We start from the raw sequence: 19742 nt of genomic DNA, 5'->3' as shown, positions 1-19742 counted from the left end.
GCCGAATTGGCCAAAATGAGAACCGGGCGCGAACCGGGTATGACACGCATGGAAACAAAATTCGACTCCACGGCAGACGCGGTTGCGTCCGGATTGCGCGACCTGATCGTCAGCGGCGAGCTGGGCAGCGGCGAGCGCCTCGTCGAGCGCGATCTCGCGGAGCGTTTCGAGGTGAGCCGCATTCCGCTGCGCGAAGCGATCCAGCGGCTCGCGCGCGAGGGGCTGGTCGAGATTTTCCGCAATCGCGGCGCGGTCGTGCGCATGCTCACGCCGCGGGACGTGGAGGAGATCTACGGCCTGCGCGCGCTGCTCGAAGGCGACGCGATCTTTCACGGCGTCAAGCGCATCGACGACGAAACGCTCGCACGCGCGGAACTCGTTCACCGGCTGCTGGGCGAGGCGCTCACCACGCAGAAGCAGGGCGAACTCAACCGCGAGTTTCACGAACTGCTCTACGGCGCGTGCGGCAACGCCCGGCAACTGGTGGCGATCCGCGAGCTGCGCGCGCAGGTGGAGCGCTACGAGCGGCTGCAGAATACGCTGCTTGCCGATACGCCTTCGTTTCAGCACGAACACGAGGCCATCCTGCAAGCCTGCCTCGCGCGCAACGCCCGCAGCGCGCGCGCCTTGACGGTGGCGCATATCGACTCGGCGCGGCGCATCGTGCTCGCCGTGGTGGAGCGCATGGCAGCGCAAGGCTAGCGCGCATGCGTCCCTGCATACACAACATTCGCGGCGGTTTTTACGACATTTTTTCTTGTGACCCTTACGGGCCAACCCTAGACTGGAGGCATCGAAACGACTGGAGACGCCATGTCGATCTCGCGTGCAACCCAGCGCCCGGATGAGCAGATCACCTCCGTGCAGCCCGGCCTCGGCCGGCTCGTGCTGAGGCGCTTCGATCCGCGCCACGACTCATGGGAAGCGCTCACGCGTTTGCTGCATCGCGCGTTTTCGCGGCTCGCGTCGCTCGGATTGCACTGCTCATGTGCCGATCAGGCAGCGAGCCTCACGCGTGAACGCGCGCTGGCTGGAGACTGCTTCGTCGCCGTCTGCAATGGCAGGATCATCGGTACGCTCACGGTGGAAGGTCACGACAGCGATTCGCAGTGCGAACATTATCGCCAGCGCAGCGTGGCTTCGGTCCATCAGTTCGGTATCGAGCCCAAATGGCAAAGCCGTGGTATCGGCCGCGCGCTGCTCGCTTTCGCGGGGCGTTGGGCGGCTGCGCGCGGCTACACGCAGCTCGCGCTGGACACGCCGTTTCCTGCCGCCCACCTCATCGCGTTCTATCGCGCACAAGGCTTTAGTCTCGTCGATGTCGTGCGCTTTGCCGGTCGCGGCTACGACAGCGCCGTGCTCAGCAGGGCAGCCGCGGCGCGGTGCGGCGCGGCATTCCCGCACTTGCCTGGCGGGCTGCCGCACGCCGCGTCGCCGAGTCCGTTCGCGTGAGCGCGCGCCGCGCTCACGCGCGGCTAGTGCGCGCCGCTTCACGCTCCAGATAGCGCAGGAATTCGTCGGCGGGCATGGCCTTCGCATAGAGCCAGCCCTGCGCGAACTGCACGCCGCGCTCGCGCAGATACTCCGCTTGCGCGGTGGTTTCCACACCCTCGGCGACCATCAGCAGGTCGAGGCTGCGCGCCATCTCGATCACGTGCGGCACGATCTTGTTCATTTCCTCGCCGCTCGCCAGCGAGCGGATGAACGAGCGGTCGATCTTGATGCCATCCACCGGCAACTCCTGCAGGTACGAGAGACTCGAATAGCCCGTGCCGAAATCGTCGATGAAAATGCGGTGGCCGGCCGCACGAAACGCTTCGAGAACGGGCGCGGAGCTGGCCGTGTCCATGAGCGTGCGCTCGATCGCTTCGAACCAGATTTGTTCGGGGTGCACGGCATATTTCGCGAGGCTGGCCTTGAGGGTTACGAGCACGCGTGTGCCGGCGAGATCCTTGCCGGCAAGGTTGAGCGAGACGTGCAGATCGCGGCGGCGCGCGAGCACGGCGCCCACGCCTTCGAACACGGAGCGGATGACTTGATCGGTGATGGGCTCGACGAGATCGAGCGATTCCGCCATGGGAATGAACGTGTCCGGCGCGACGACGGTGCCGTCTTCGAGCTTCCAGCGCACGAGCGCTTCCGCGCCGACGCAGCGCCCGCTTTCCAGCGAGACGAGCGGCTGCAGCCACGCCACGAACTGGCGCCGCCGGATGCCCTGCAGGATCGCGCTGCGCGGCGTGCGCAGCTTGCGGCGCCAGCGCAGGACGAGCCACGTGCCGATCGCGCTCAGGACGAGCGCGGGCGGGATCACGGTCCTGAGTTGCGCGGGCAGGTTGCGGCGCATGCGTTCCTCGGGCTCATACGCGACCACCGCGATGGGATAGCGCTGCGAGCGCTCGACGACGTAATAGCGTCCCTCGAAATACGGGCTCCTGTTGGTGCGCCGCAGCGCTGCGCGTACGAGGGCATGGTCGGCGTTCGTCCAGCTTGTAATCACGGCGCCGTTCTGTGTTTCGAGCACGGTCAGCTCGATGGTGTCGTCGAGCGGCACGATGTCGAGGTAGAAGCGCGGATCGATCACCACGACGTGATTGCCGAGGCGCATGTTGAGCATGCGCCGCTCGCTGCCGGGCATGCCGACTTCGGTATGCCATGCGGTGAAGCTTTGGGCATAGGTCCATTCGGCCGGCGGCAATGCGGAATCGATGGCGCCGCGTTGCGAACTGCAGTGCAGCCGTACGCCATCGGTCGTGGCGACTTCGCGAATGTATCGATACTGTTCCTCGACATGCCGCAAGCGCTGCGTGTGGTCGCTCGTGCACGGCGTGTCGGAGTATGGCATCAGCTCGCGCAAAGCGGCCTCGGCTTCGGAGTTCACCAGGTCGGCGCGCAGCAGCGCGCGATGCGAAAAGACGTCCACGTGCTGGCGCTGCTGGCGTTCGAACACGGCGTCTGACGCGTACACGGCCGCCGTGAGCGTTGCCAGGACGGCGAACGCCACGACACAAAACGTCGTCAGGGCGGTGAGTCGGCTGCTCATGGTGTACGGTCGGGCTCCGGCGTCGCGAACGAAGGCGACGCGCGGCTTTCGTCGATCGCTGCTGCCGATGGTAGCGTCTTTCCGCTGGCGGCGACGCGCTGCTGTCCGGCGCGCGAGCCCAATCGCAGTGGCCGCCGGCGCTCCCGCTCATGCGTAACGCATGCAAGCGGCCGGCGGGGTCGTCAAGCAAATGTCAGGCGCACGTCAGGCACGCGCGGGATCGATCGATCGGGAATCCTCTGCAACGACGCGATTGCGGCCGCCTGCCTTCGCGGCGTAGAGCCGCCGGTCGGCTACCTGCATGAGTGCTTCATAGCGGGCGGGGCAATCGGCGGGACTGGCCGCCACGCCGATCGAGACCGTGAACGCAATCGCATCCGCATCGCGGTTGGCGGCGTCGCCCGGCGTGCGGGCGGCATGCGCGGCGTTTGCCGCGTGCGCTTCGACCGCCTGGCGGATGCGCTCGGCCACGCCCGCGGCTGTCGCGAGATCGGCGCCGGGCAGCAGCGCCGCGAACTCCTCGCCGCCCACGCGCGCGGGTATTTCAGCGCTGCGCAGGCTGTTACGCAGGATGCCCGCGAAGATCACCAGCACTCGGTCGCCCGCTGCGTGGCCGAAGCGGTCGTTCACGCGCTTGAAGTAGTCGATATCGAGCATCAGCATCGCCATGGCGGGCGTCGCCGCCTCATCACCGCCTTCGCGGGCGGCGCGCTCCAGCGTCTCGTCGAACACTTCCTGGAAGCGCCGGCGGTTCGCGAGGCCGGTGAGCGGGTCGCTGCGCGCGAGCGTTTCGAGCCGCGTACTCGCTTCGACGTACTGGCCGAATATGTGCTTGACGACGCGCAGCGTGCCGACGAGCAGAACGGCGATCGCCAGCCACGCGACGATCAGCGGGCTGCTGAACACGCGGCGCGCCGCCGCGAGCGTGAGTTCCGAGTCGTCCGTATTCGTGAGCAGGATCCAGTGCGAATCCCCCACGTGCTGAAAGAGCAGATACCGGCCCGAGCGTACGGCGTACCCTTGGCCTCGCTTCATCCATGCGGCCGCAGACGCGCGCGCCATGTGGAGCAGAGACGGATCGAACCGTGCGGGACGCTGCGCGGTGATCTTGCCATCGACGAAATAGACAAGGTCGCCGTTACTGTTCAGGAGGCCGAACTCGGCAGGCTCGTCGTTGTCGGTCAAGTTCGCGGAGGCAAGCTGGAGCGCGAGCAGGCGCGAGGGCGCGACGTCCATCACCACGGCGCCGCGAAACTGTCCGTTCGCGTAGACAGGCGCGCTGAGCGTGGAGATGGCCTCGCTTTTTTTTGATTCCGTATAGATCGGCGTCCAGACGATATCGCGTCCCCGATTCTCGCCGGTCACATGCAGGCGGTAGTAGGGCATGGTGCTGAAGCGCCGCAACAGGTCGGGCGCGTGCGCGTCCGGGCGCTCGGGCGAGACCACGTAAAGGCCGTTGGCCGAGATGTACGCGACCGTGCTCTGCACCGCGTCGGCGTGCTGGCTGATCGCGAGGAGCGGGCTGATCGAGCGTGCGAGCACGATGTCGGCGGCCAGCGTGGCCGCGTCGCGGTGAAAGCCCTCGATGCCCGCGAGCCCTTGCGCATTGGTGCCGAAAACAAGCGGTCCATCCATTGCGCCGGGAATGTCCCACTGCAGCTTGTCGCTGTCGCGCAGCGCGGCCTGCACATTCAGATTCTGCAAGCCGGTGCGCTGCTGGCTCGGCGAGGCGAGCACGTGTTGCGCGTAGTCGCGCAGGAACAGCAGGCGCCGGCGCTCCGCGGAAATCAGCGCATCCACGCCCACGGCGCGCACCTCCAGGTCGCGCTGGCGGCTATGGAGCTCGTAGCGTGTCATCTGGTAGAGCTGGCGCAGGCCCACGCCGCTCACCAGCGCCATGGCCGCAAGAAAGCACACCGTCACGACGAGGTGCGGGCGTTTCATGACCATGTTGGAGAAGCCGTGCGGCCGCGTGCGGCCTGGCGTGTGCTGCATGAAGCCCCCCGACAGCGGATGGGCGCGCGCGCATCGCGTTGCGGCGTGGCCCGGCGGCGCGTTTCCAGGCATCGCGATGAGCATAGCATCGCCTGTCAGAACCGCGCCTAACCGTGCCTCAGGCCTCCCGGATCGCTCCCGGTGTCACTCAACCGCGCCAGGCAGAATGGCGGATCACGCTGCAGAAGTTGCCGGCATGGAAGTGCGGATCCTTGTCTGCGAGCACGTCGGCCTTGACGTTGCCGAACGTGGTGGCGGGCTTGTGCTTGATGCCGTCATAGAAGGTCTGGATGATGTCCTCCTTGAAGTGCTCGCTGCGCGGGTGCGCGTGGACCACGGCCTCGCGCTCGGTGTCGCTGAAGCGGTCGTAGGCAATGCCGAGCACGTCCATTTCGACGCCCGCCGTCAAGAGCGCGATCACCGGATGCATGTGCTGCGGGATGCCCGGCGTCGTATGCAGCGCGATGGCGGTCCACACGAGGTCGATGTCCTGCTGCGAGATGCCGTGGCCGCGCAGGAAATCGCGCGCGACATTCGCGCCGTCCACTTCGAAGCGCTCGTGCTCGCTGCTGTGCGCGTGCGTGAGGCCCATGTCATGAAACATTGCACCGGCGTAGAGCAGTTCGCGATCGAACTTCAGGCCGAGTCGGCGGCCGGCCAGCGCGCCGAAATAATAGACGCGGCTCGAATGATGGAACAGCAGCGGCGATTCGGTGTCGCGCACGAGTTCGGTGATTTCGCGGGCGAGCTTGCTGTCGGGGATGGCGACATCGGCGAGGGTCGGGGTCATGTGGGTGCTCCGTCGGGGTGGGTGATGACCTCCATTCTGGGCGGCGCCAGGGTTGTCCTCAATCGACGGATACCGTGGTTTTCTGCCAATTCGACCGAAATTGGGCCAGCGGCGATTCGCGGCGCATGGCGGCGTCGCCGAAACCGGCAAAATTTCGCCGCAACAAGGGATTAGCGGCGATAATCGGCAAAATCGATTCGATCGGCGCGCATTTCATGCGCCCTGCATCTGGCGGCGAGATCTGGCCCGCGAATCGCACATTCGGCGCACGGGGACGCTGCTGGGAACGCGCCGCGCCAACCAGGTCGGTAAGAACAAGAACCCACGCGACAGACTATGTATTCGATCCTGCCAGCGTTCGTGTCCGCATTATTTCTCGGATTCGGCGTCTACGTGCTCCTGACTGAGGGCTTCACGCGCCTCTCGGTGCCGTTCGCCCTGATGTGCGCGACCACGTTCTTCTGGCAGGGCACCTGGGCCTTTCTGTTCCAGACGTCCGACCCCGAACTGTCCGCCGTGCTCGTCAAGGTCGGCTACTTCTTCATCCTCTTTCTGCCTACCACGTTCTATCACTTCGTGACCGAAGTGAGCGCCCGGCGCGGCGAACGCCCGCTCCTCATCGCCTCGTATCTGCTCAGCGTGCTGCTCGCGGCGCTGCTGCTGTTGAGCGATGCCGTCGTGGACGGCTACGGCACGTTCTTCTTCGGCAAGTATCCGAAGGCGGGCATGCTGCATCCCGTGCATGTGGCGCAGACCGTGCTGCTCGCGTGCCGCAGCGCCTGGCTGTTGTACGCCGCGCGCGGCCAGACGCAGGCGCACGACCGCCGCCAGCTGCTCGACCTGTGCTTCGTGAGCCTCGGCCTGTACGCGCTCGCCGCCACCGATTACGCGGTGAATTACGGGCTCGCGTTCTATCCCGTGGGCGCGGTGTTCATCGCAGTTAGCCTTGGCATTCTCGCGGTCACGATCGTGCGCTACGGCCTCATGCGCCCGTACCTCATCGCGGCCACGGTGGCGCACGAGGTCGCTACGCCGCTCGCGGCCATCGGCATGCATGCCGAGGAAATCGGCAACGTGCTGCCCGAACTCATGCGCGGCTACCAGCTGGCCGTGCAGCACCAGTTGTGCGTGGACGGACTCTACCCCGGTCAGTCGGAGCGCCTTTCCTCGCTCGCCACCTCGATACGCCGTCAGGTGGACAGCACGAGCACCGTGGTCGAAATGTCGCTGGCTTCGTTCACGCTCGACCGGCTCGACCGCCGCAGCTTCGAGACCTACCCGGTGCGCTCCTGCGTGAATGCCGCGCTCGAACGTTTTCCATTCCGCACCGGCGAGCGCGACATGGTGGAGGTGGCCCCCATGGACGCGCAACTGAGTTTCTCGGGCTCGGATTCTCTCGTCGTGTTCGTGCTTTTCAATCTGCTCAAGAACGCGCTCTTCGCGATTCACGCGGAAATGGCCGAAAGGAGCGACAAGGTGAGCGATTACGCGGGCCGCGTTCAGATCAGCGCAACGAGCGAAGCGGGCTTTTGCGTGCTGCGCTTTACCGACAACGGCTGCGGCATTCCCGCCGATATCCTGCCGCGCGTGTTCGATCCGTTTTATTCGACCAAGGCGCATGGGCGGGGCGCTGGCATGGGCCTCACGTTTTGCCGCCGCGTGGCCGAGGCGCTGGGCGGCACGATAGCCTGCGAGTCGGAGCCGCATGTGCACACCACCTTCACGATCCGCCTGCCCGAGCCCGGCACGAGTGCCGACCGCGCGCTGCACGACGCGCCGGCGAAACCCCGCCGTTTTCCGGCGGGGCAGGATTTCGCGGGCTAGTTCATGTAGCCGGGTTCAAGACGCTTAGTTCGAACCCGAAGGCAGGACCAGCTCGTATTCCTTCACTCGCTCGATGATGCCGGGCGGAAAGCGGCGAATGCGCTTGTCGGTGCCGGCGAAGAGAATCTGCTGATAGCCGAGCGAAACGGGCCGTCCGTCCACGCAAAAGCGGAACACGAGATACGCGGAGCACTGACGCACCTGGAAGGTGTTGAGGTAGCAATCCACGCGCTGGAACGGAAAGGTTTCCTGCACGTATTCCTGGTGCGCGCGCTTGGTGACGAACACGCCACCCGAGGCGAGCAGATTGTTGTGAATGCACTCGTGAAACCAGCGTTCGCGGCAAATGCCCTGCCATTCGAAATAGCGGGCGAAATACGTGTTCATGAATGCGTTCGAGTCCTTCAGGTAAATGTCGATGACATGATGGAACGTTTTGGTCGGCGTAGCTTCCATGATTTCGTCGGAGAATCCGGCGGTGCCACGGGACAGGACGGCGGGAATGGATTCGCGTGCGTACATCAGAGTGACTCCAGATAGGGACTGCAGGCGGCAGCCGCGCGTGCCTCCGGAGAAAAGGAGGCATGCACCATTCTCTTCGCGTTCCTCTTCATCCAATACCGTGCTCCCCACATACGCAAACCGGTTCACCCACGCTGGGTGCGATAACGTTTGCGCGTGTTTCATTGACCGCGCACCTGCGGCTTCGGGTTGCTGTGTCCAGGCGACACGCCGCATAATCGACATGTTTTCCTCGCGGTGCCGCTCCAGGTGTCGAGCGGCGCCGCACGAGGCGCAGCGCGCTTACCGAGATCCAGCATGAGTTCCATCGTCAGACAGCCGGTTTACCATCCCGTCTCCGTCGTTTTTCTCGACGACAGCCCCGACTTCCTCTACGCGCTGCGCGGCCTCTTTCCGGGTGCGGGCACGGACCGCTACTTCACGAGCGCGAGAAAGGCGCTGGCTTTCGTTGCTTCGCACGAGGCGCGGCAGAGTGCGCGCAATCCCGCCGCGGGCGCGGCATGGTCGGAGTTCGAGAAGCGAGGCGGCAACGCGCTGGGCGAGGACGTGATGACCGACGCGGCGCGCTTTGGCGACATCGCCGCGCTCGTCGTGGACTACGAAATGCCGGAGATGACCGGCGTCGAGTTTCTTGCCGCCGCGAAGGACGTGGCGTGCACGCGCATCCTGCTCACGGCCACGGCCGACGAATCACACGCGGTGGAGGCGTTCAACGCGGGGCTGATCGACTTCTACGTGAAGAAGTCCGATCCCGCCATGACCCGCAAGCTGCGCGGCGCGATCGACGACGCCAAGCGCAAGTTCTGCGCGCGGCGCGGCCATATCGGCGTGCATGGCGTGGGCGCGATCTACGCGAACCGGCGCATCGCCGACGTCCTGCACGAAGTCGCGCAGCGCGAGCGCATCGTCGAATACTACTGGCGCCCCGAGCAGAATGCCGTGCTGACGTTCGACGCCGAAGGCAACGCCGGCGTGTTTCTCGCGTGGGATAGTCACGACTGGGCCGCGCAATGCGATGTCGTGACCGATGAAGGCGGCCCCGAAGCGTTGCGCGAGGAAATGGCGGCGCGCCGCGTCATGCCGGTTTACTGGCCGAACGAGGCGTATCGGCCCGGCATGTCGCGCGTGGAGTTCGCCACGCCGCAGCCGGTGCCGGGACTCGACGATACCTATACGAGCTGGACTCGTATCGGCGATCCGGGGCTTGCGCCCGGGTTGATCACGTTTGCCGCGTGGCGGGCGGAGCAAGGCGCGCCGGGTGAGGGCGGCCGCCTTGCGTGATGACTTCCTGACCCGTGTTTAGAAGGTTTCCCAGTCTGCCGCTTCGTTAGACGCGGTGGCCACGGGGCTGGCGGAAGCCGCCTTTGCCGTTGCCGCGGGTGCTGCGTTCGCGGCCTTGCGGACCGGCTTGGTTCCCATGGCCTTTTCGCGTGCGGGGGCAGGGCGCTTGGGCGGTGCCGCCGGGCGCACGGCACGCGCGCGTTGAGCAGGCGTTGCAGCCGCAGACGCAAACGCCGACTCGGCCTGCGTCCCGACCCGGAACACCGTCACGACATCGCGCAACCCGTTCGACTGCGCCGCCATCGACTGCGCCGCCGCCGATGCTTCTTCGACCAGCGCCGCATTCTGCTGCGTCACTTCGTCCATCTGCGCGACGGCGCGGTTCACCTGCTCGATGCCGGTGTGCTGCTCTTCGGAAGCCGCTGCGATTTCGCCCATCAGGTCGGCCACGCGGCGCGCCGAAACCACCACCTCGTCGATGGTTTTACCCGCTTCATCGACGAGCTTCGTGCCTTCCGATACTTGCGCCACCGACTGCCCGATCAGATCCTTGATCTCCTTGGCGGCGGTCGCGCTGCGCTGTGCGAGGCTGCGCACTTCGCCCGCCACGACGGCGAAGCCACGGCCCTGGTCGCCCGCGCGCGCCGCTTCCACGGCCGCATTGAGCGCGAGGATGTTGGTCTGGAAGGCGATGCCGTCGATCACGCCGATGATTTGCTCCACGCGCTGCGAGCTGGTCGAAATCTCGTTCATCGTTTCGACCACGCGGCGCACGACTTCACCGCCGCGAGCGGCGACTTCCGATGCGTTCACCGCGAGCGTGTTGCCCTGGCGCGCGTTGTCGGTGTTGTGCTTGACCGTAGTCGTGAGCTCCTCGATGCTGGCGGCCGTTTCCTCGAGCGAGGCGGCTTGCTCTTCCGTACGCGAGGAAAGGTCCAGATTGCCCGCCGCGATTTCCTTGGCGCCCGTCGTGATCGATTCGGCCGAAGTCTGGATGCGCTGCACGGTCTCGACCAACTGACGCTGCATCTGCCGCATCGAGTGGAGCAGGCTATGCTGGTCGCCGGGCGCGAGATTCACATGGGCCGTGAGATCGCCTTCGGCGATGCGCTGGCAGATCTGCGAGGCGTATTCCGGCTCGCCGCCGAGGCTGCGGCGGATCGTGCCGATGAGCCACATGAGGCCGAGCGTCACGGCCGCGCCGATCACCGTCACGAGCAGGAGGTTGCTGATCAGCGCGCTGCGGAAGGCGTCGTCGATGTCGTCGGTATAGATGCCGGTGAAGATGTGCCAGTCCCAGCCCGGTACGAGGGCGGAATAGGTGATCTTTTCGACCGGCGCGCTCTTGCCGGGCTTCGGCCACCAGTAGCTGCTGTAGCCGTCGCCGCCGGTGGACGAGCTTTTGACGATCTCGAGCGCCACATGCGTGCCGCGCGGGTCCGTCATGTTCGCCTGGCTCCTGCCTTCCATCTCCGGCTTGGGCGGCACGAGCAGCGCCACGACGTTGCTGTCGTAAATGCCGAAGTAGCCGCTCTGGTCGTCGCCATAGCGCGTGCCGCGCAGCGTGGCGATGGCGAGGCGCTTCGCGTCGTCGGCGCTCATGTGGCCGGCGGCCGCTTCCTTCTGGTAGTACGAGACCACGCCCAATGCGGTTTGCGTCTCCTGCTCGATCAGGGTCTTGCGGTCCGTCTCCATCCCCGAGCGGGTCATGAAGGCGTTGGCCACCACTAGCACGACGAGCGAAATCCACAACAGCCCGACGATGCCCCAGGCTTTCTGATTCAACGTTGTTCGCTTCACGTTTGTTTTTCTCCAGCCATCTTCGATTTGTTTTCTCGTGACGGTGCTCATGTGCAGCGCCATCGTGTTTAACGGATGGTTCGAACGGAACCTTAAGGTTTGCTTATGGGTTCTTTGCGCCGGATGGGAGTAGAGCGCAGATTCTTTCGTTAACCTTTCGCTCGCGGCGCCGCCGTCGAAGCCCGCACGACCAACCGCGGCGCCGGGACCACGCACATGCGCGCGGTCGCGCCAGCGGCCGAATCCGGCGCTTCGACCAATTCCGTCAGCAACTCGACGGCCAGCTCCGCCGCCTCGACCGTTGCGACCGCAACGGTCGTGAGGGCGGGCCGCGACTCGCGTGCCAGCTGAATATCGGTGATGCCGACCACGGAAAGCTCGCGCGGCACGTCGAGCCCGAGATCGGCGGCGGCCTGCATCGCGCCGAGCGCGGGCAGGTCGTTGGTCGCGAAGATCGCGGTGAGGTCGGGATGCCGCGCGAGCAGCTCGCTCGTGGCCGCATAGCCGCCTTGCGTCGTATCCGGCGCATAGCGTACGGGCGCGCCCGTGCCGTCGAGCCCGGCGGCCTGCATGGCCGCGACGAAACCGTCATAGCGCGCCGCGTGGATGCCGGAAACCTTGCTGCCGACGATCGCGCCAATGCGCCGATGCCCGAGCGTCAGCAAATGCTGCCCGGCAAGCTCCCCCGCGCGCCGAAAGTCCACGGCCACGCACGGCAGGCCCGGCGGGTCGAGCGGCCGCTCCCACATGCACAGCACGACCGGCGCGCCGCGCCGCACGGTGGCGCGCAGGTCGGCAAAGTCGAGATTGGCGTTCATCACGAGCACGCCCGCCGAGAGCGTGCCCGCAATCTGTTCGAGGTAGGCGCGGCCCGTTTGCGGGTCGCCATCCGTATTGCAGATGATGAGGAAGCGCCCGCTGCGCCGCAGCGCATTCTCCACGGCGAGCGCGAACTCCGGGTAGAACGGGTTCGCGATGCTCGACACCATGAGCGCGATGGTGGGCGGCCGTCCTTCGGCGAGCGCGCGTGCCGACAAATGCGGGCGATAGCCGAGCGCCTCGACCGCTTCGAGCACGCGTTGGCGCGTGGCTTCGCCCACGCGCCCGCGCTCGCGCAAGACGTTAGAGACGGTGGCCGGCGTGACGCCGGCGCGGCGCGCGACTTCGTTCAGGGTCGGCATGCGATCTCAAAATATGGGAAGGCGATTCAACATTTGCATGATTGTGACGGGCACTGCAACATTGGCCCGACAATCAAAGCGAATATCGGAGACAAGGCAGCCAGATCGCAGAAGCGATCGCTTTTTTATGGGCTGCTGATTAAGCGCTTAATCTCCGTGTCGCGCTGATTAGAACATGGAGACGGCACGATGGCGAGCATTTCGTTGCGCGGCGTTCAGAAGGCATACGGCGAGAATGCGCCGGTGATTCGCAACGTCGATCTGGAGATCGGCAGGAACGAGTTCTGTGTATTCCTCGGCCCTTCGGGCTGCGGCAAGTCCACGCTGCTGCGCATGATCGCGGGCCTGGAAGATGTGACCGACGGCGATATTTCGATCGGCGGCAAGCTCGTGAACGACGTGAGCGCCGCGCAGCGCGGCGTGGCCATGGTGTTCCAGAGCTACGCGCTGTTCCCGCACATGACCGTGTACGAGAACATGGCGTTCGGCCTCAAGCTCGCGAAAACGCCGAAGGCCGAGATCGATCGCAAGGTGCGCGAAGCCGCACGCATTCTTCAGCTCGAGGCGTTGCTCGAGCGTCACCCCAAGGCGCTTTCGGGCGGGCAGCGGCAACGCGTGGCGATTGGCCGCGCGATCGTGCGCGAGCCCGGCGTGTTCCTGTTCGACGAGCCGCTTTCCAATCTCGACGCGACCTTGCGCGGCCAGACGCGTATCGAGATCGCGCGCCTGCATCGACAGTTCGAGCAGGCGAGCGTGGTGTACGTGACGCACGACCAGATCGAGGCGATGACGCTCGCCGACAAAATCGTCCTTTTGCATAGCGGTCAGGATACCGAACGATACGGCAGCATCGCCCAGGTGGGTGCGCCGCTCGAGCTTTATCACCGGCCCGCTAGCCGCTTCGTGGCGGGCTTTATCGGCTCGCCGCGCATGAATTTTCTGCCGGCGCGCGTGGCGGCCATCGAGGCCATCGGCGTGAGCGTCACGCTCGACGACAGCGGCGAAACGGTGCGGCTTCCGGTGCAGGGCGCGCGGCTCGCCGTGGGTGCGCCGGTCACGTTCGGCGTGCGTCCCGAGCATCTCGAACTGGTGGTGGAGGGCGTTGCCTCGCCCACCTCGCGCGATGCTCAGGATGCCTTGGCGATTTCGCGTGCTATCACGCTGGTCGAGGAGCTTGGCGAGCACAGCTATGTACATCTCGATCAGCCGGGTGGGGCAGTGCTCGTCGCCAAGGCGCCAGGCGATGCCCGGCTCCATAGCGGCGACGCCGCCCAGTTCCGTGCGAGCCCGAGCGCCTGCCATCTGTTCGCGGAAGACGGCTTTGCTGTCGCACCGCTCGCCACCGCCGAGCAACCCGCATGACAACAACGAACGAGGACACAGGGATGCGTCTTGGAGTCTGCTATTACCCGGAGCACTGGCCGGAGGCCATGTGGAACGACGACGCCGCGCGCATGAAGGCGCTGGGCATCGCGCAGGTGCGTATCGCCGAGTTCGCGTGGAGCCGCATCGAGCCGACGCCCGGCGAATTCGACTGGGGCTGGCTCGATCGCGCGATCGACACGCTTGGCGCCGCCGGCCTGCAAGTAGTGATGTGCACGCCCACGGCCACGCCGCCCAAGTGGCTGATCGACCAGCACCCGGACATCCTGCCCGTGGGCGCCGATGGCCGCGTGCGCGGGTTCGGCTCGCGGCGGCATTACGATTTTTCGTCGCCGGCGTATTTCGAGGCTTCGCGGCGCATCTGCGAGGCGGTCGCCGCGCGTTATGGCCAGCATCCCGCCGTCGCGTACTGGCAAACCGATAACGAGTACGGCTGCCATCAAACGGTGGTCAGCTACTCGCCGGCGGCGGTGCAGCGGTTTCGCGAATGGCTCAGGGCGCGCTACGGCAGCATCGACGCGCTCAACACCGCCTGGGGCACCGTGTTCTGGAGCATGGAGTACCGCAGCTTCGACGAGATCGAGGCGCCCGTCGGCACCGTGACCGAGGCGCATCCGTCGCACCGGCTCGACTACCAGCGCTTCGCCTCCGACGAAGTGCAGCGCTACAACCGCATGCAGGTCGATATCCTGCGCGCGCATTCGCCGGGGCGGCCCATCGCGCACAACTTCATGCAACTCTTCATGGAGTTCGATCACTACAAGGTCGCCGCCGATCTCGACGTCGCGACGTGGGACAGCTATCCGCTCGGCGCGCTCGACCAGCAGTGGTTCGCGCCCGAAGTGAAGGCGCGCTATCTACGCACCGGCCACCCCGACTTCGCCTCGTTCAATCACGACGTGTATCGCGGCATGTCGAAGCTGCCGTTCTGGGTCATGGAGCAGCAGCCCGGCCCCGTCAACTGGGCGCACTGGAACCCCGCACCGCTGCCCGGCATGGTGCGCCTCTGGAGCTGGGAGGCGTTCGCGCACGGCGCAGGCTGCGTGTCGTATTTCCGCTGGCGCCAGGCGCCGTTCGCGCAGGAGCAGATGCACGCGGGCCTGAATACGCCCGACAACCGCCCTGACCTCGGCAGTGCGGAGGCGGCGCGCGTGGCCGAGGAAATCGAGGCCGTCCTCGCGGCGGCGAAGGGCGGCCGTGACTTCGACGTGAAGACGCCCGTTGCCCTCGTGCTCGATTACGAGGCGAAGTGGCTCTTCGAGATTCATCCGCAGGGCGCGGATTTCCACTATCCGCGCTTCGCTGTGGAGTACTACTCGGCGCTGCGCGCGCTCGGCTTCGACGTGGATATCGTTTCGGTGCACGCGCCGCTCGACGGTTACCGGCTCGTGGTCGTGCCGCCGCTGCCCGTCGTGCCCGACGACTTCGCGCAGCGCCTCGCCAGTTCGGGCGCGCAAGTGGTGATCGGGCCGCGCACGGGCTCGAAAACCGTCGATCTGCAGATTCCCGCCAACCTGCCGCCTGGGCCGCTCGCCGCGCTGCTGCCGCTGCGCGTGTGGCGCGTGGAGTCGCTGCGGCCCAATATCAGCGAGCCGGTGCGCTTCGACCTGGACGGTGCGCACGAAGGCCACGCGCGCCACTGGCGCGATCTGATCGAACTCGGTGCCAACACCGGCGAAAACGAATGGGTCGTGCCGGAAGTGCGCGCGACGTTCAGCGACGGCCATCCCGCTTATGTGAAGAGCGGCGCGGTCCACTACCTCGCGAGCCTGTTCGACGAGGCGAGCACACAGGCGCTCTTTGCGCGCGTGGCGCGCGAAGCGGGGCTCGCGCCGCAGCCGCTTGGCGACGCGCTCCGCGTGAGCCGGCGCGGCGGCTTCACCTGGGTATTCAACTATGGGCCGGGCACGCACACGCTTTCTGCGGATATTCCCGACGAGGCAATCGTGATCGGCTCGCGTACGATAGAGCCGCAGGGCGTGAGCGCCTACCGTACGCAATAGACCCATTGCGCAGTTCCTTCCGATGCAGCACCGACAACGACGTATAACCAAGGAGACACGCATGATCGGCAAGACCTTTAGACCACGCACCCTGCTCGTTGCTGCGACGCTGGCGGCGGGCGCGCTTGCAGGCGCGTTCGCGAGCGCGGCGCAGGCCGGCACGCTCGAAATGAACATTGCCTACAAGGGCGCAAGCCAGCGCGCCGTGTGGGAGCAGGTGATCGACGAGTTCAAGAAGACGCACCCCGGCACCGACGTGAAGGTGTCGTTCGTCGACGAGGAAGCCTACAAGGTCCAGTTGCCGAACTGGCTCACAACCGCGCCGCCCGACATCGTGAACTGGCACGACGGCGAGCGCATGGCCTACTACGCGAAGCGCGGCCTGTTCGCGGACCTTTCGGACGACTGGAAGAAGAACAACTGGGACAGCATGTACGCCTCGACGAAGGAGGCTTCGTCGTACCAGGGCAAGCAGTACGCCGCGCCCACGGTGTATTACTCGTGGGGCATGTTCTATCGCAAGGACCTGTTCGACAAGGTAGGCATCAAGAGCGAGCCGAAAACGTGGAATGAATTCCTCGATGCCTGCAAGAAGCTCAAGGCCGCGGGCATCGCGCCGATTGCCGTGGCCGGGCGCGACGCGTGGACGCTGGCGGGCTGGTTCGACTATCTGGACCTGCGCCTGAACGGCAACGCGTTCCACCAGAAGCTGATGGCGGGCGAAGTGCCGTACACCGACCCGCGCGTGAAAAAGGTCTACGTGACGTGGAAGCAACTGCTCGACGACGGCGACTTCATTCCCAATTCGCTCTCGTACGATCTCGATGCGGCGCAGCCGTTCCTGTTCCAGGGCAAGGCCGCGATGATGCTGATGGGCACCTTCATTACGGGCGGCTTCAGCCCGACGGTCAAGCAGCAGATGGGTTACTTCCAGTTCCCGATCATCGACCCGAACGTGCCGACGGCCGAAGACGGTCCGGTCGAATCGCTGCATATTCCGGGGAAGGCGAAGAACAAGGCCGATGCGCACGCGTTCCTCGCGTTTGCGGAAACGCCCGAAATTGGCGAGCAACTTGCCAAGGGGCTGGGTTCGCTTTCGGCCAACAGCAAGTCGCCGGAGCCTGACGACCCGATTTCGAAGATCGGCTTCCAGATCCTTTCGAACACGAAGGGCGGCATTGCGCAGTTCTATGACCGCGACATGACGAAGGAAATGGCCGACGAAGGCATGAAGGGCATGCAGCAGTTCGTGTCCGATCCGACCAGGCTCGACTCGATTCTCTCGCAGTTGGAGCAGACGCGTCAGCGGATCTACAAGAAGTAAGCTGTTCGAAGAGAAGGCGGGCAGTGCGGGTTGCGCTGCCTGCCCTCGAGAGCTTTGCATGGGACCAGAGCGCTAGAGCGCCAACTCTGGCCGACAGGAGGTTTTTGCCGTGAGACAGGCAGTCAGTCACACCGTTGCGCATCGCGTAGACGGCGCCGCGCCGGCAGGTGGCGAGAACGGCGGCATGCCGCACGCAAGCAGGCGGGGCATTCAGCCGCGCCGCCGCGCGTCGCCTACCGCGCGTCGCCAGCGCCGTGCCGCGTGCCTCTTTCTCGCGCCCGCGGTCATCATGTTCGCGGTGTACGTGATCTGGCCGATTCTCTCGACGCTGCGTCTCTCGCTCTACAACTGGGACGGCATGACCGAAGCGAGCTTCGTGGGGTTCGCGAATTACGTCGAACTGTTCCACTCGCCCACGTTCTACACGGCGCTCAAGAACAACGTGATCTGGCTGGTGCTGTTCCTGCTCGCGCCGCCCATGGGCCTTGCGATCGCGCTGTACCTCAACCAGGCCGTGGGCGGCATCCGCATCGTCAAGTCGCTGTTCTTCGCGCCATTCGTGCTTTCGGGCGTGGTGGTGGGCCTCATCTACTCGTGGTTCTACGACCCCACGTTCGGCCTGCTCGCGCTCATGCTGGGCCACGGCATTCCCGTGCTCGGCGACCCGAACTACGCCACGCCGGGCATCATATTCGCGGCGCTCTGGCCGCAAACCGCGTACTGCATGATTCTCTATCTTACGGGCCTTACCACGCTCAACAGCGAGCAGATCGAGGCTGCGCGCATGGAAGGCGCGAAGGGATGGAGCATGCTCTGGCACGTGATCCTGCCGCAACTGCGGCCCGTCACGTTCATGGCCGTGGTGGTCACGGTCATTGGCGCGCTGCGCAGTTTCGACCTCATATCCGTGATGACAGGCGGCGGCCCGTTCGAAAGCTCGACGGTGCTCGCGTACTACATGTACGACCAGGCAATCAAATACTACCGGCTCGGTTATTCGGCCGCGATTGCAGTCGTGCTGTTCGCGATCATGCTGCTTTACATCGTCTATCACCTGCGCCGCCTGTTGCGCAGCGAGCACTGAATCCGCTACGAGGAGCCCCCATGTTTCCGATTCCGGTCGACAAATGGAAGCCCGCGTCGCGCCGCCTGTACAAGCTCTCGCTGCCTGTGGCGCTCCTTATCTGGCTGCTGCCGCTCATTGCGGTGCTGGTCACTTCGGTGCGCTCCACTGAAGAACTGAGCGAAGGCAACTACTGGGGCTGGCCGAGGCACTTCGCAATGGTCGAGAACTATCGCGACGCGCTCACGACTTCGCCCATGCTCCATTACTTCTGGAACAGCGTGCAGATCACGCTGCCCGCCGTGGCCGGGGCGATCGCACTCGCGGCGCTGGCAGGCTATGCGCTGGCCATCTACCGCTTTCCGGGCAATTCGGCGCTGTTCGCGACCTTCGTCGCAGGCAACTTCGTGCCGATCCAGGTGCTGATGATTCCGGTGCGCGACCTCACGCTCAAGCTTGGGCTCTACAACACCGTTGGCGGCCTGATCCTGTTCCATCTTTCGTTTCAGACCGGTTTTTGCGCGCTTTTCCTGCGCAATTTCATCAAGCAACTGCCGTTCGAACTCGTGGAGGCCGCGCGCATCGAGGGCGCGAACGAATGGACCGTGTTCGTGCGCATCGTGCTGCCGCTCATTCGCCCGGCACTCGCAGCGCTCGCCATTCTCGTGTTCACGTTCGTCTGGAACGACTACTTCTGGGCGTTGTGCCTGACCCAGGGCGACGACGCCGCGCCGATCACCGTGGGCGTTGCGGCCCTCAAGGGACAGTGGACGACGGCATGGAACCTCGTTTCCGCAGGCTCGGTCCTTGCTGCCCTGCCTTCGGTGATGATGTTCTTTGCGATGCAGAAGCACTTCGTGGCGGGGCTCACGTTCGGCGCGACCAAGGGCTGAACGGTGGATGAAAGGCGGGGCAATTTGACTTCGGCGCGGCGCTACGGTCCAATTTCGAACGACCCGACGCAAGTCACGCCCGCAAGGAACGCCCCATGCAGCAAAACGAACCGGCCCCGCAGGCGATGCAGCCCGCATCGTCCACTCAATTACCCGCAGCGCTCGTGCGCGAATTCGACGGCGAGCACCTCGAAGCGCGCCTCGCCGATGCGGTTCGCCTATCGACCGTAAGCGAGGACGGCTGGCCGCACGGCGCGCAACTGAGCGCGGGCGAGATCCTGGCCGTGAACGCGGCCACGCTGCTGATCGCGATCTGGCCGCAGTCCAGCACCACAGCCAACCTCGCGCGCGACGGCCGCCTCACACTCTCGCTCGTCCATGACGGCGCGCTGCTGGAGATTCGCGCACGCTCACACGCCGTGGCGCAGAGGCAAACGGCACTCGAACTGAGCGTATTTCGCGTGGAAATCGAATCCGTCACCGAGCATCGCGCGAAGTATGCCGAGGTGCTGAGCGGCGTGACGTTCCGGCTCTACGAGCCCCCGCAGGTGCTGGCGCGCTGGCGCGAGCAGATCGCGATGCTGCGTGGATTCGCCTGAGTTTGCCTGAAGTGCGTGGCGAAAAGCTTCGTGATGTTGTCATC

The 19742-nt window shown here is 65.4% G+C and carries 17 protein-coding genes; 10 read left to right on the top strand and 7 right to left on the bottom strand.

The features are described 5' to 3' along the window. The first annotated feature begins 48 nt into the window (after nt 1-48). Both M3A49_RS15375 and M3A49_RS15370 read left to right on the top strand, forming a co-directional pair. Nucleotides 49-702, top strand: coding sequence for a GntR family transcriptional regulator (locus M3A49_RS15375; protein ID WP_266229396.1), 654 nt, complete (start codon nt 49-51; stop codon nt 700-702). 111 nt (nt 703-813) lie between these two features. Further along, the gene (locus M3A49_RS15370; RefSeq protein ID WP_266229395.1) at nt 814-1452 is read left to right on the top strand and encodes a GNAT family N-acetyltransferase; all 639 of its coding nucleotides are present in this window, start codon (nt 814-816) and stop codon (nt 1450-1452) included. Nucleotides 1453-1465: 13 nt separating this feature from the next. Here M3A49_RS15370 and M3A49_RS15365 read toward each other — a convergent pair whose 3' ends face one another. The 4 genes from M3A49_RS15365 to M3A49_RS15350 form a co-directional block, all read right to left on the bottom strand. Beyond that, on the bottom strand, nt 1466-3040 hold the full coding sequence (locus M3A49_RS15365; protein WP_266229394.1) for an EAL domain-containing protein: 1575 nt from the start codon (nt 3038-3040) through the stop codon (nt 1466-1468). Between the two features lie 204 nt (nt 3041-3244). After that, a complete protein-coding gene (locus M3A49_RS15360) occupies nt 3245-5035 on the bottom strand; it encodes a diguanylate cyclase (protein ID WP_266229393.1) in 1791 nt (596 codons plus the stop codon). A 148-nt stretch (nt 5036-5183) separates the two neighbouring features. Beyond that, complete coding sequence (locus M3A49_RS15355) at nt 5184-5825, bottom strand: HD domain-containing protein (RefSeq protein WP_266229392.1); 642 nt, start codon at nt 5823-5825, stop codon at nt 5184-5186. 58 nt (nt 5826-5883) lie between these two features. After that, the gene (locus M3A49_RS15350) at nt 5884-6042 is read right to left on the bottom strand and encodes a hypothetical protein (RefSeq protein ID WP_266229391.1); all 159 of its coding nucleotides are present in this window, start codon (nt 6040-6042) and stop codon (nt 5884-5886) included. 119 nt (nt 6043-6161) lie between these two features. Between M3A49_RS15350 and M3A49_RS15345 the strand changes: the two genes are divergently transcribed. Next, nucleotides 6162-7649, top strand: coding sequence for a sensor histidine kinase (locus M3A49_RS15345; RefSeq protein WP_266229390.1), 1488 nt, complete (start codon nt 6162-6164; stop codon nt 7647-7649). Between the two features lie 24 nt (nt 7650-7673). On the opposite strand, the gene M3A49_RS15340 is transcribed toward M3A49_RS15345, so the two are convergent. Beyond that, nucleotides 7674-8171 carry an acyl-CoA thioesterase gene (locus M3A49_RS15340; protein WP_069265858.1) on the bottom strand — a complete coding sequence of 166 codons (498 nt, stop codon included), beginning with the start codon at nt 8169-8171 and terminating at the stop codon, nt 7674-7676. 297 nt (nt 8172-8468) lie between these two features. On the opposite strand from M3A49_RS15340, the gene M3A49_RS15335 reads away from it, so the two are divergent. Further along, entirely contained in the window at nt 8469-9452 is a 984-nt protein-coding gene (locus tag M3A49_RS15335; RefSeq protein WP_266229389.1) for a response regulator, read from the top strand. A gap of 18 nt (nt 9453-9470) precedes the next feature. Here M3A49_RS15335 and M3A49_RS15330 read toward each other — a convergent pair whose 3' ends face one another. Both M3A49_RS15330 and M3A49_RS15325 read right to left on the bottom strand, forming a co-directional pair. Beyond that, nucleotides 9471-11252 carry a methyl-accepting chemotaxis protein gene (locus M3A49_RS15330; protein ID WP_266229388.1) on the bottom strand — a complete coding sequence of 594 codons (1782 nt, stop codon included), beginning with the start codon at nt 11250-11252 and terminating at the stop codon, nt 9471-9473. A gap of 149 nt (nt 11253-11401) precedes the next feature. After that, the gene (locus M3A49_RS15325; RefSeq protein WP_266229387.1) at nt 11402-12433 is read right to left on the bottom strand and encodes a LacI family DNA-binding transcriptional regulator; all 1032 of its coding nucleotides are present in this window, start codon (nt 12431-12433) and stop codon (nt 11402-11404) included. 189 nt (nt 12434-12622) lie between these two features. Between M3A49_RS15325 and M3A49_RS15320 the strand changes: the two genes are divergently transcribed. The 6 genes from M3A49_RS15320 to M3A49_RS15295 all read left to right on the top strand — a co-directional run bounded on the left by M3A49_RS15320 (nt 12623) and on the right by M3A49_RS15295 (nt 19698). Then, nucleotides 12623-13795 carry an ABC transporter ATP-binding protein gene (locus tag M3A49_RS15320; RefSeq protein WP_266229386.1) on the top strand — a complete coding sequence of 391 codons (1173 nt, stop codon included), beginning with the start codon at nt 12623-12625 and terminating at the stop codon, nt 13793-13795. Nucleotides 13796-13818: 23 nt separating this feature from the next. Then, on the top strand, nt 13819-15819 hold the full coding sequence (locus tag M3A49_RS15315; protein WP_266229543.1) for a beta-galactosidase: 2001 nt from the start codon (nt 13819-13821) through the stop codon (nt 15817-15819). Nucleotides 15820-15880: 61 nt separating this feature from the next. Further along, nucleotides 15881-17143, top strand: coding sequence for an ABC transporter substrate-binding protein (locus tag M3A49_RS15310; protein WP_266229385.1), 1263 nt, complete (start codon nt 15881-15883; stop codon nt 17141-17143). A 109-nt stretch (nt 17144-17252) separates the two neighbouring features. Beyond that, a complete protein-coding gene (locus tag M3A49_RS15305) occupies nt 17253-18227 on the top strand; it encodes a carbohydrate ABC transporter permease (protein ID WP_416338961.1) in 975 nt (324 codons plus the stop codon). A gap of 20 nt (nt 18228-18247) precedes the next feature. Continuing rightward, on the top strand, nt 18248-19099 hold the full coding sequence (locus tag M3A49_RS15300) for a carbohydrate ABC transporter permease (RefSeq protein WP_266229384.1): 852 nt from the start codon (nt 18248-18250) through the stop codon (nt 19097-19099). Between the two features lie 95 nt (nt 19100-19194). Continuing rightward, nucleotides 19195-19698 carry a pyridoxamine 5'-phosphate oxidase family protein gene (locus tag M3A49_RS15295; protein WP_266229383.1) on the top strand — a complete coding sequence of 168 codons (504 nt, stop codon included), beginning with the start codon at nt 19195-19197 and terminating at the stop codon, nt 19696-19698. Nucleotides 19699-19742 lie beyond the last annotated feature (44 nt).

Origin of the sequence: Paraburkholderia sp. CNPSo 3076 (assembly GCF_026343935.1) — a bacterium.
Classification (GTDB): Bacteria; Pseudomonadota; Gammaproteobacteria; order Burkholderiales; family Burkholderiaceae; genus Paraburkholderia; species Paraburkholderia nodosa.
The sequence above is the reverse complement of the archived record's forward strand: the minus strand, read 5'-3'. Positions and strand labels throughout refer to the sequence as shown.

What these genes read in the sequence shown, in the direction of transcription:
- M3A49_RS15375 (WP_266229396.1), top strand. Translation starts at nt 49, where the DNA reads ATGGAAACAAAATTCGACTCCACGGCAGACGCGGTTGCGTCCGGATTG.
- M3A49_RS15370 (WP_266229395.1), top strand. Translation starts at nt 814, where the DNA reads ATGTCGATCTCGCGTGCAACCCAGCGCCCGGATGAGCAGATCACCTCC.
- M3A49_RS15365 (WP_266229394.1), bottom strand. Translation starts at nt 3,040, where the DNA reads ATGAGCAGCCGACTCACCGCCCTGACGACGTTTTGTGTCGTGGCGTTC.
- M3A49_RS15360 (WP_266229393.1), bottom strand. Translation starts at nt 5,035, where the DNA reads ATGCAGCACACGCCAGGCCGCACGCGGCCGCACGGCTTCTCCAACATG.
- M3A49_RS15355 (WP_266229392.1), bottom strand. Translation starts at nt 5,825, where the DNA reads ATGACCCCGACCCTCGCCGATGTCGCCATCCCCGACAGCAAGCTCGCC.
- M3A49_RS15350 (WP_266229391.1), bottom strand. Translation starts at nt 6,042, where the DNA reads ATGAAATGCGCGCCGATCGAATCGATTTTGCCGATTATCGCCGCTAAT.
- M3A49_RS15345 (WP_266229390.1), top strand. Translation starts at nt 6,162, where the DNA reads ATGTATTCGATCCTGCCAGCGTTCGTGTCCGCATTATTTCTCGGATTC.
- M3A49_RS15340 (WP_069265858.1), bottom strand. Translation starts at nt 8,171, where the DNA reads ATGTACGCACGCGAATCCATTCCCGCCGTCCTGTCCCGTGGCACCGCC.
- M3A49_RS15335 (WP_266229389.1), top strand. Translation starts at nt 8,469, where the DNA reads ATGAGTTCCATCGTCAGACAGCCGGTTTACCATCCCGTCTCCGTCGTT.
- M3A49_RS15325 (WP_266229387.1), bottom strand. Translation starts at nt 12,433, where the DNA reads ATGCCGACCCTGAACGAAGTCGCGCGCCGCGCCGGCGTCACGCCGGCC.
- M3A49_RS15320 (WP_266229386.1), top strand. Translation starts at nt 12,623, where the DNA reads ATGGCGAGCATTTCGTTGCGCGGCGTTCAGAAGGCATACGGCGAGAAT.
- M3A49_RS15315 (WP_266229543.1), top strand. Translation starts at nt 13,819, where the DNA reads ATGCGTCTTGGAGTCTGCTATTACCCGGAGCACTGGCCGGAGGCCATG.
- M3A49_RS15310 (WP_266229385.1), top strand. Translation starts at nt 15,881, where the DNA reads ATGATCGGCAAGACCTTTAGACCACGCACCCTGCTCGTTGCTGCGACG.
- M3A49_RS15300 (WP_266229384.1), top strand. Translation starts at nt 18,248, where the DNA reads ATGTTTCCGATTCCGGTCGACAAATGGAAGCCCGCGTCGCGCCGCCTG.
- M3A49_RS15295 (WP_266229383.1), top strand. Translation starts at nt 19,195, where the DNA reads ATGCAGCAAAACGAACCGGCCCCGCAGGCGATGCAGCCCGCATCGTCC.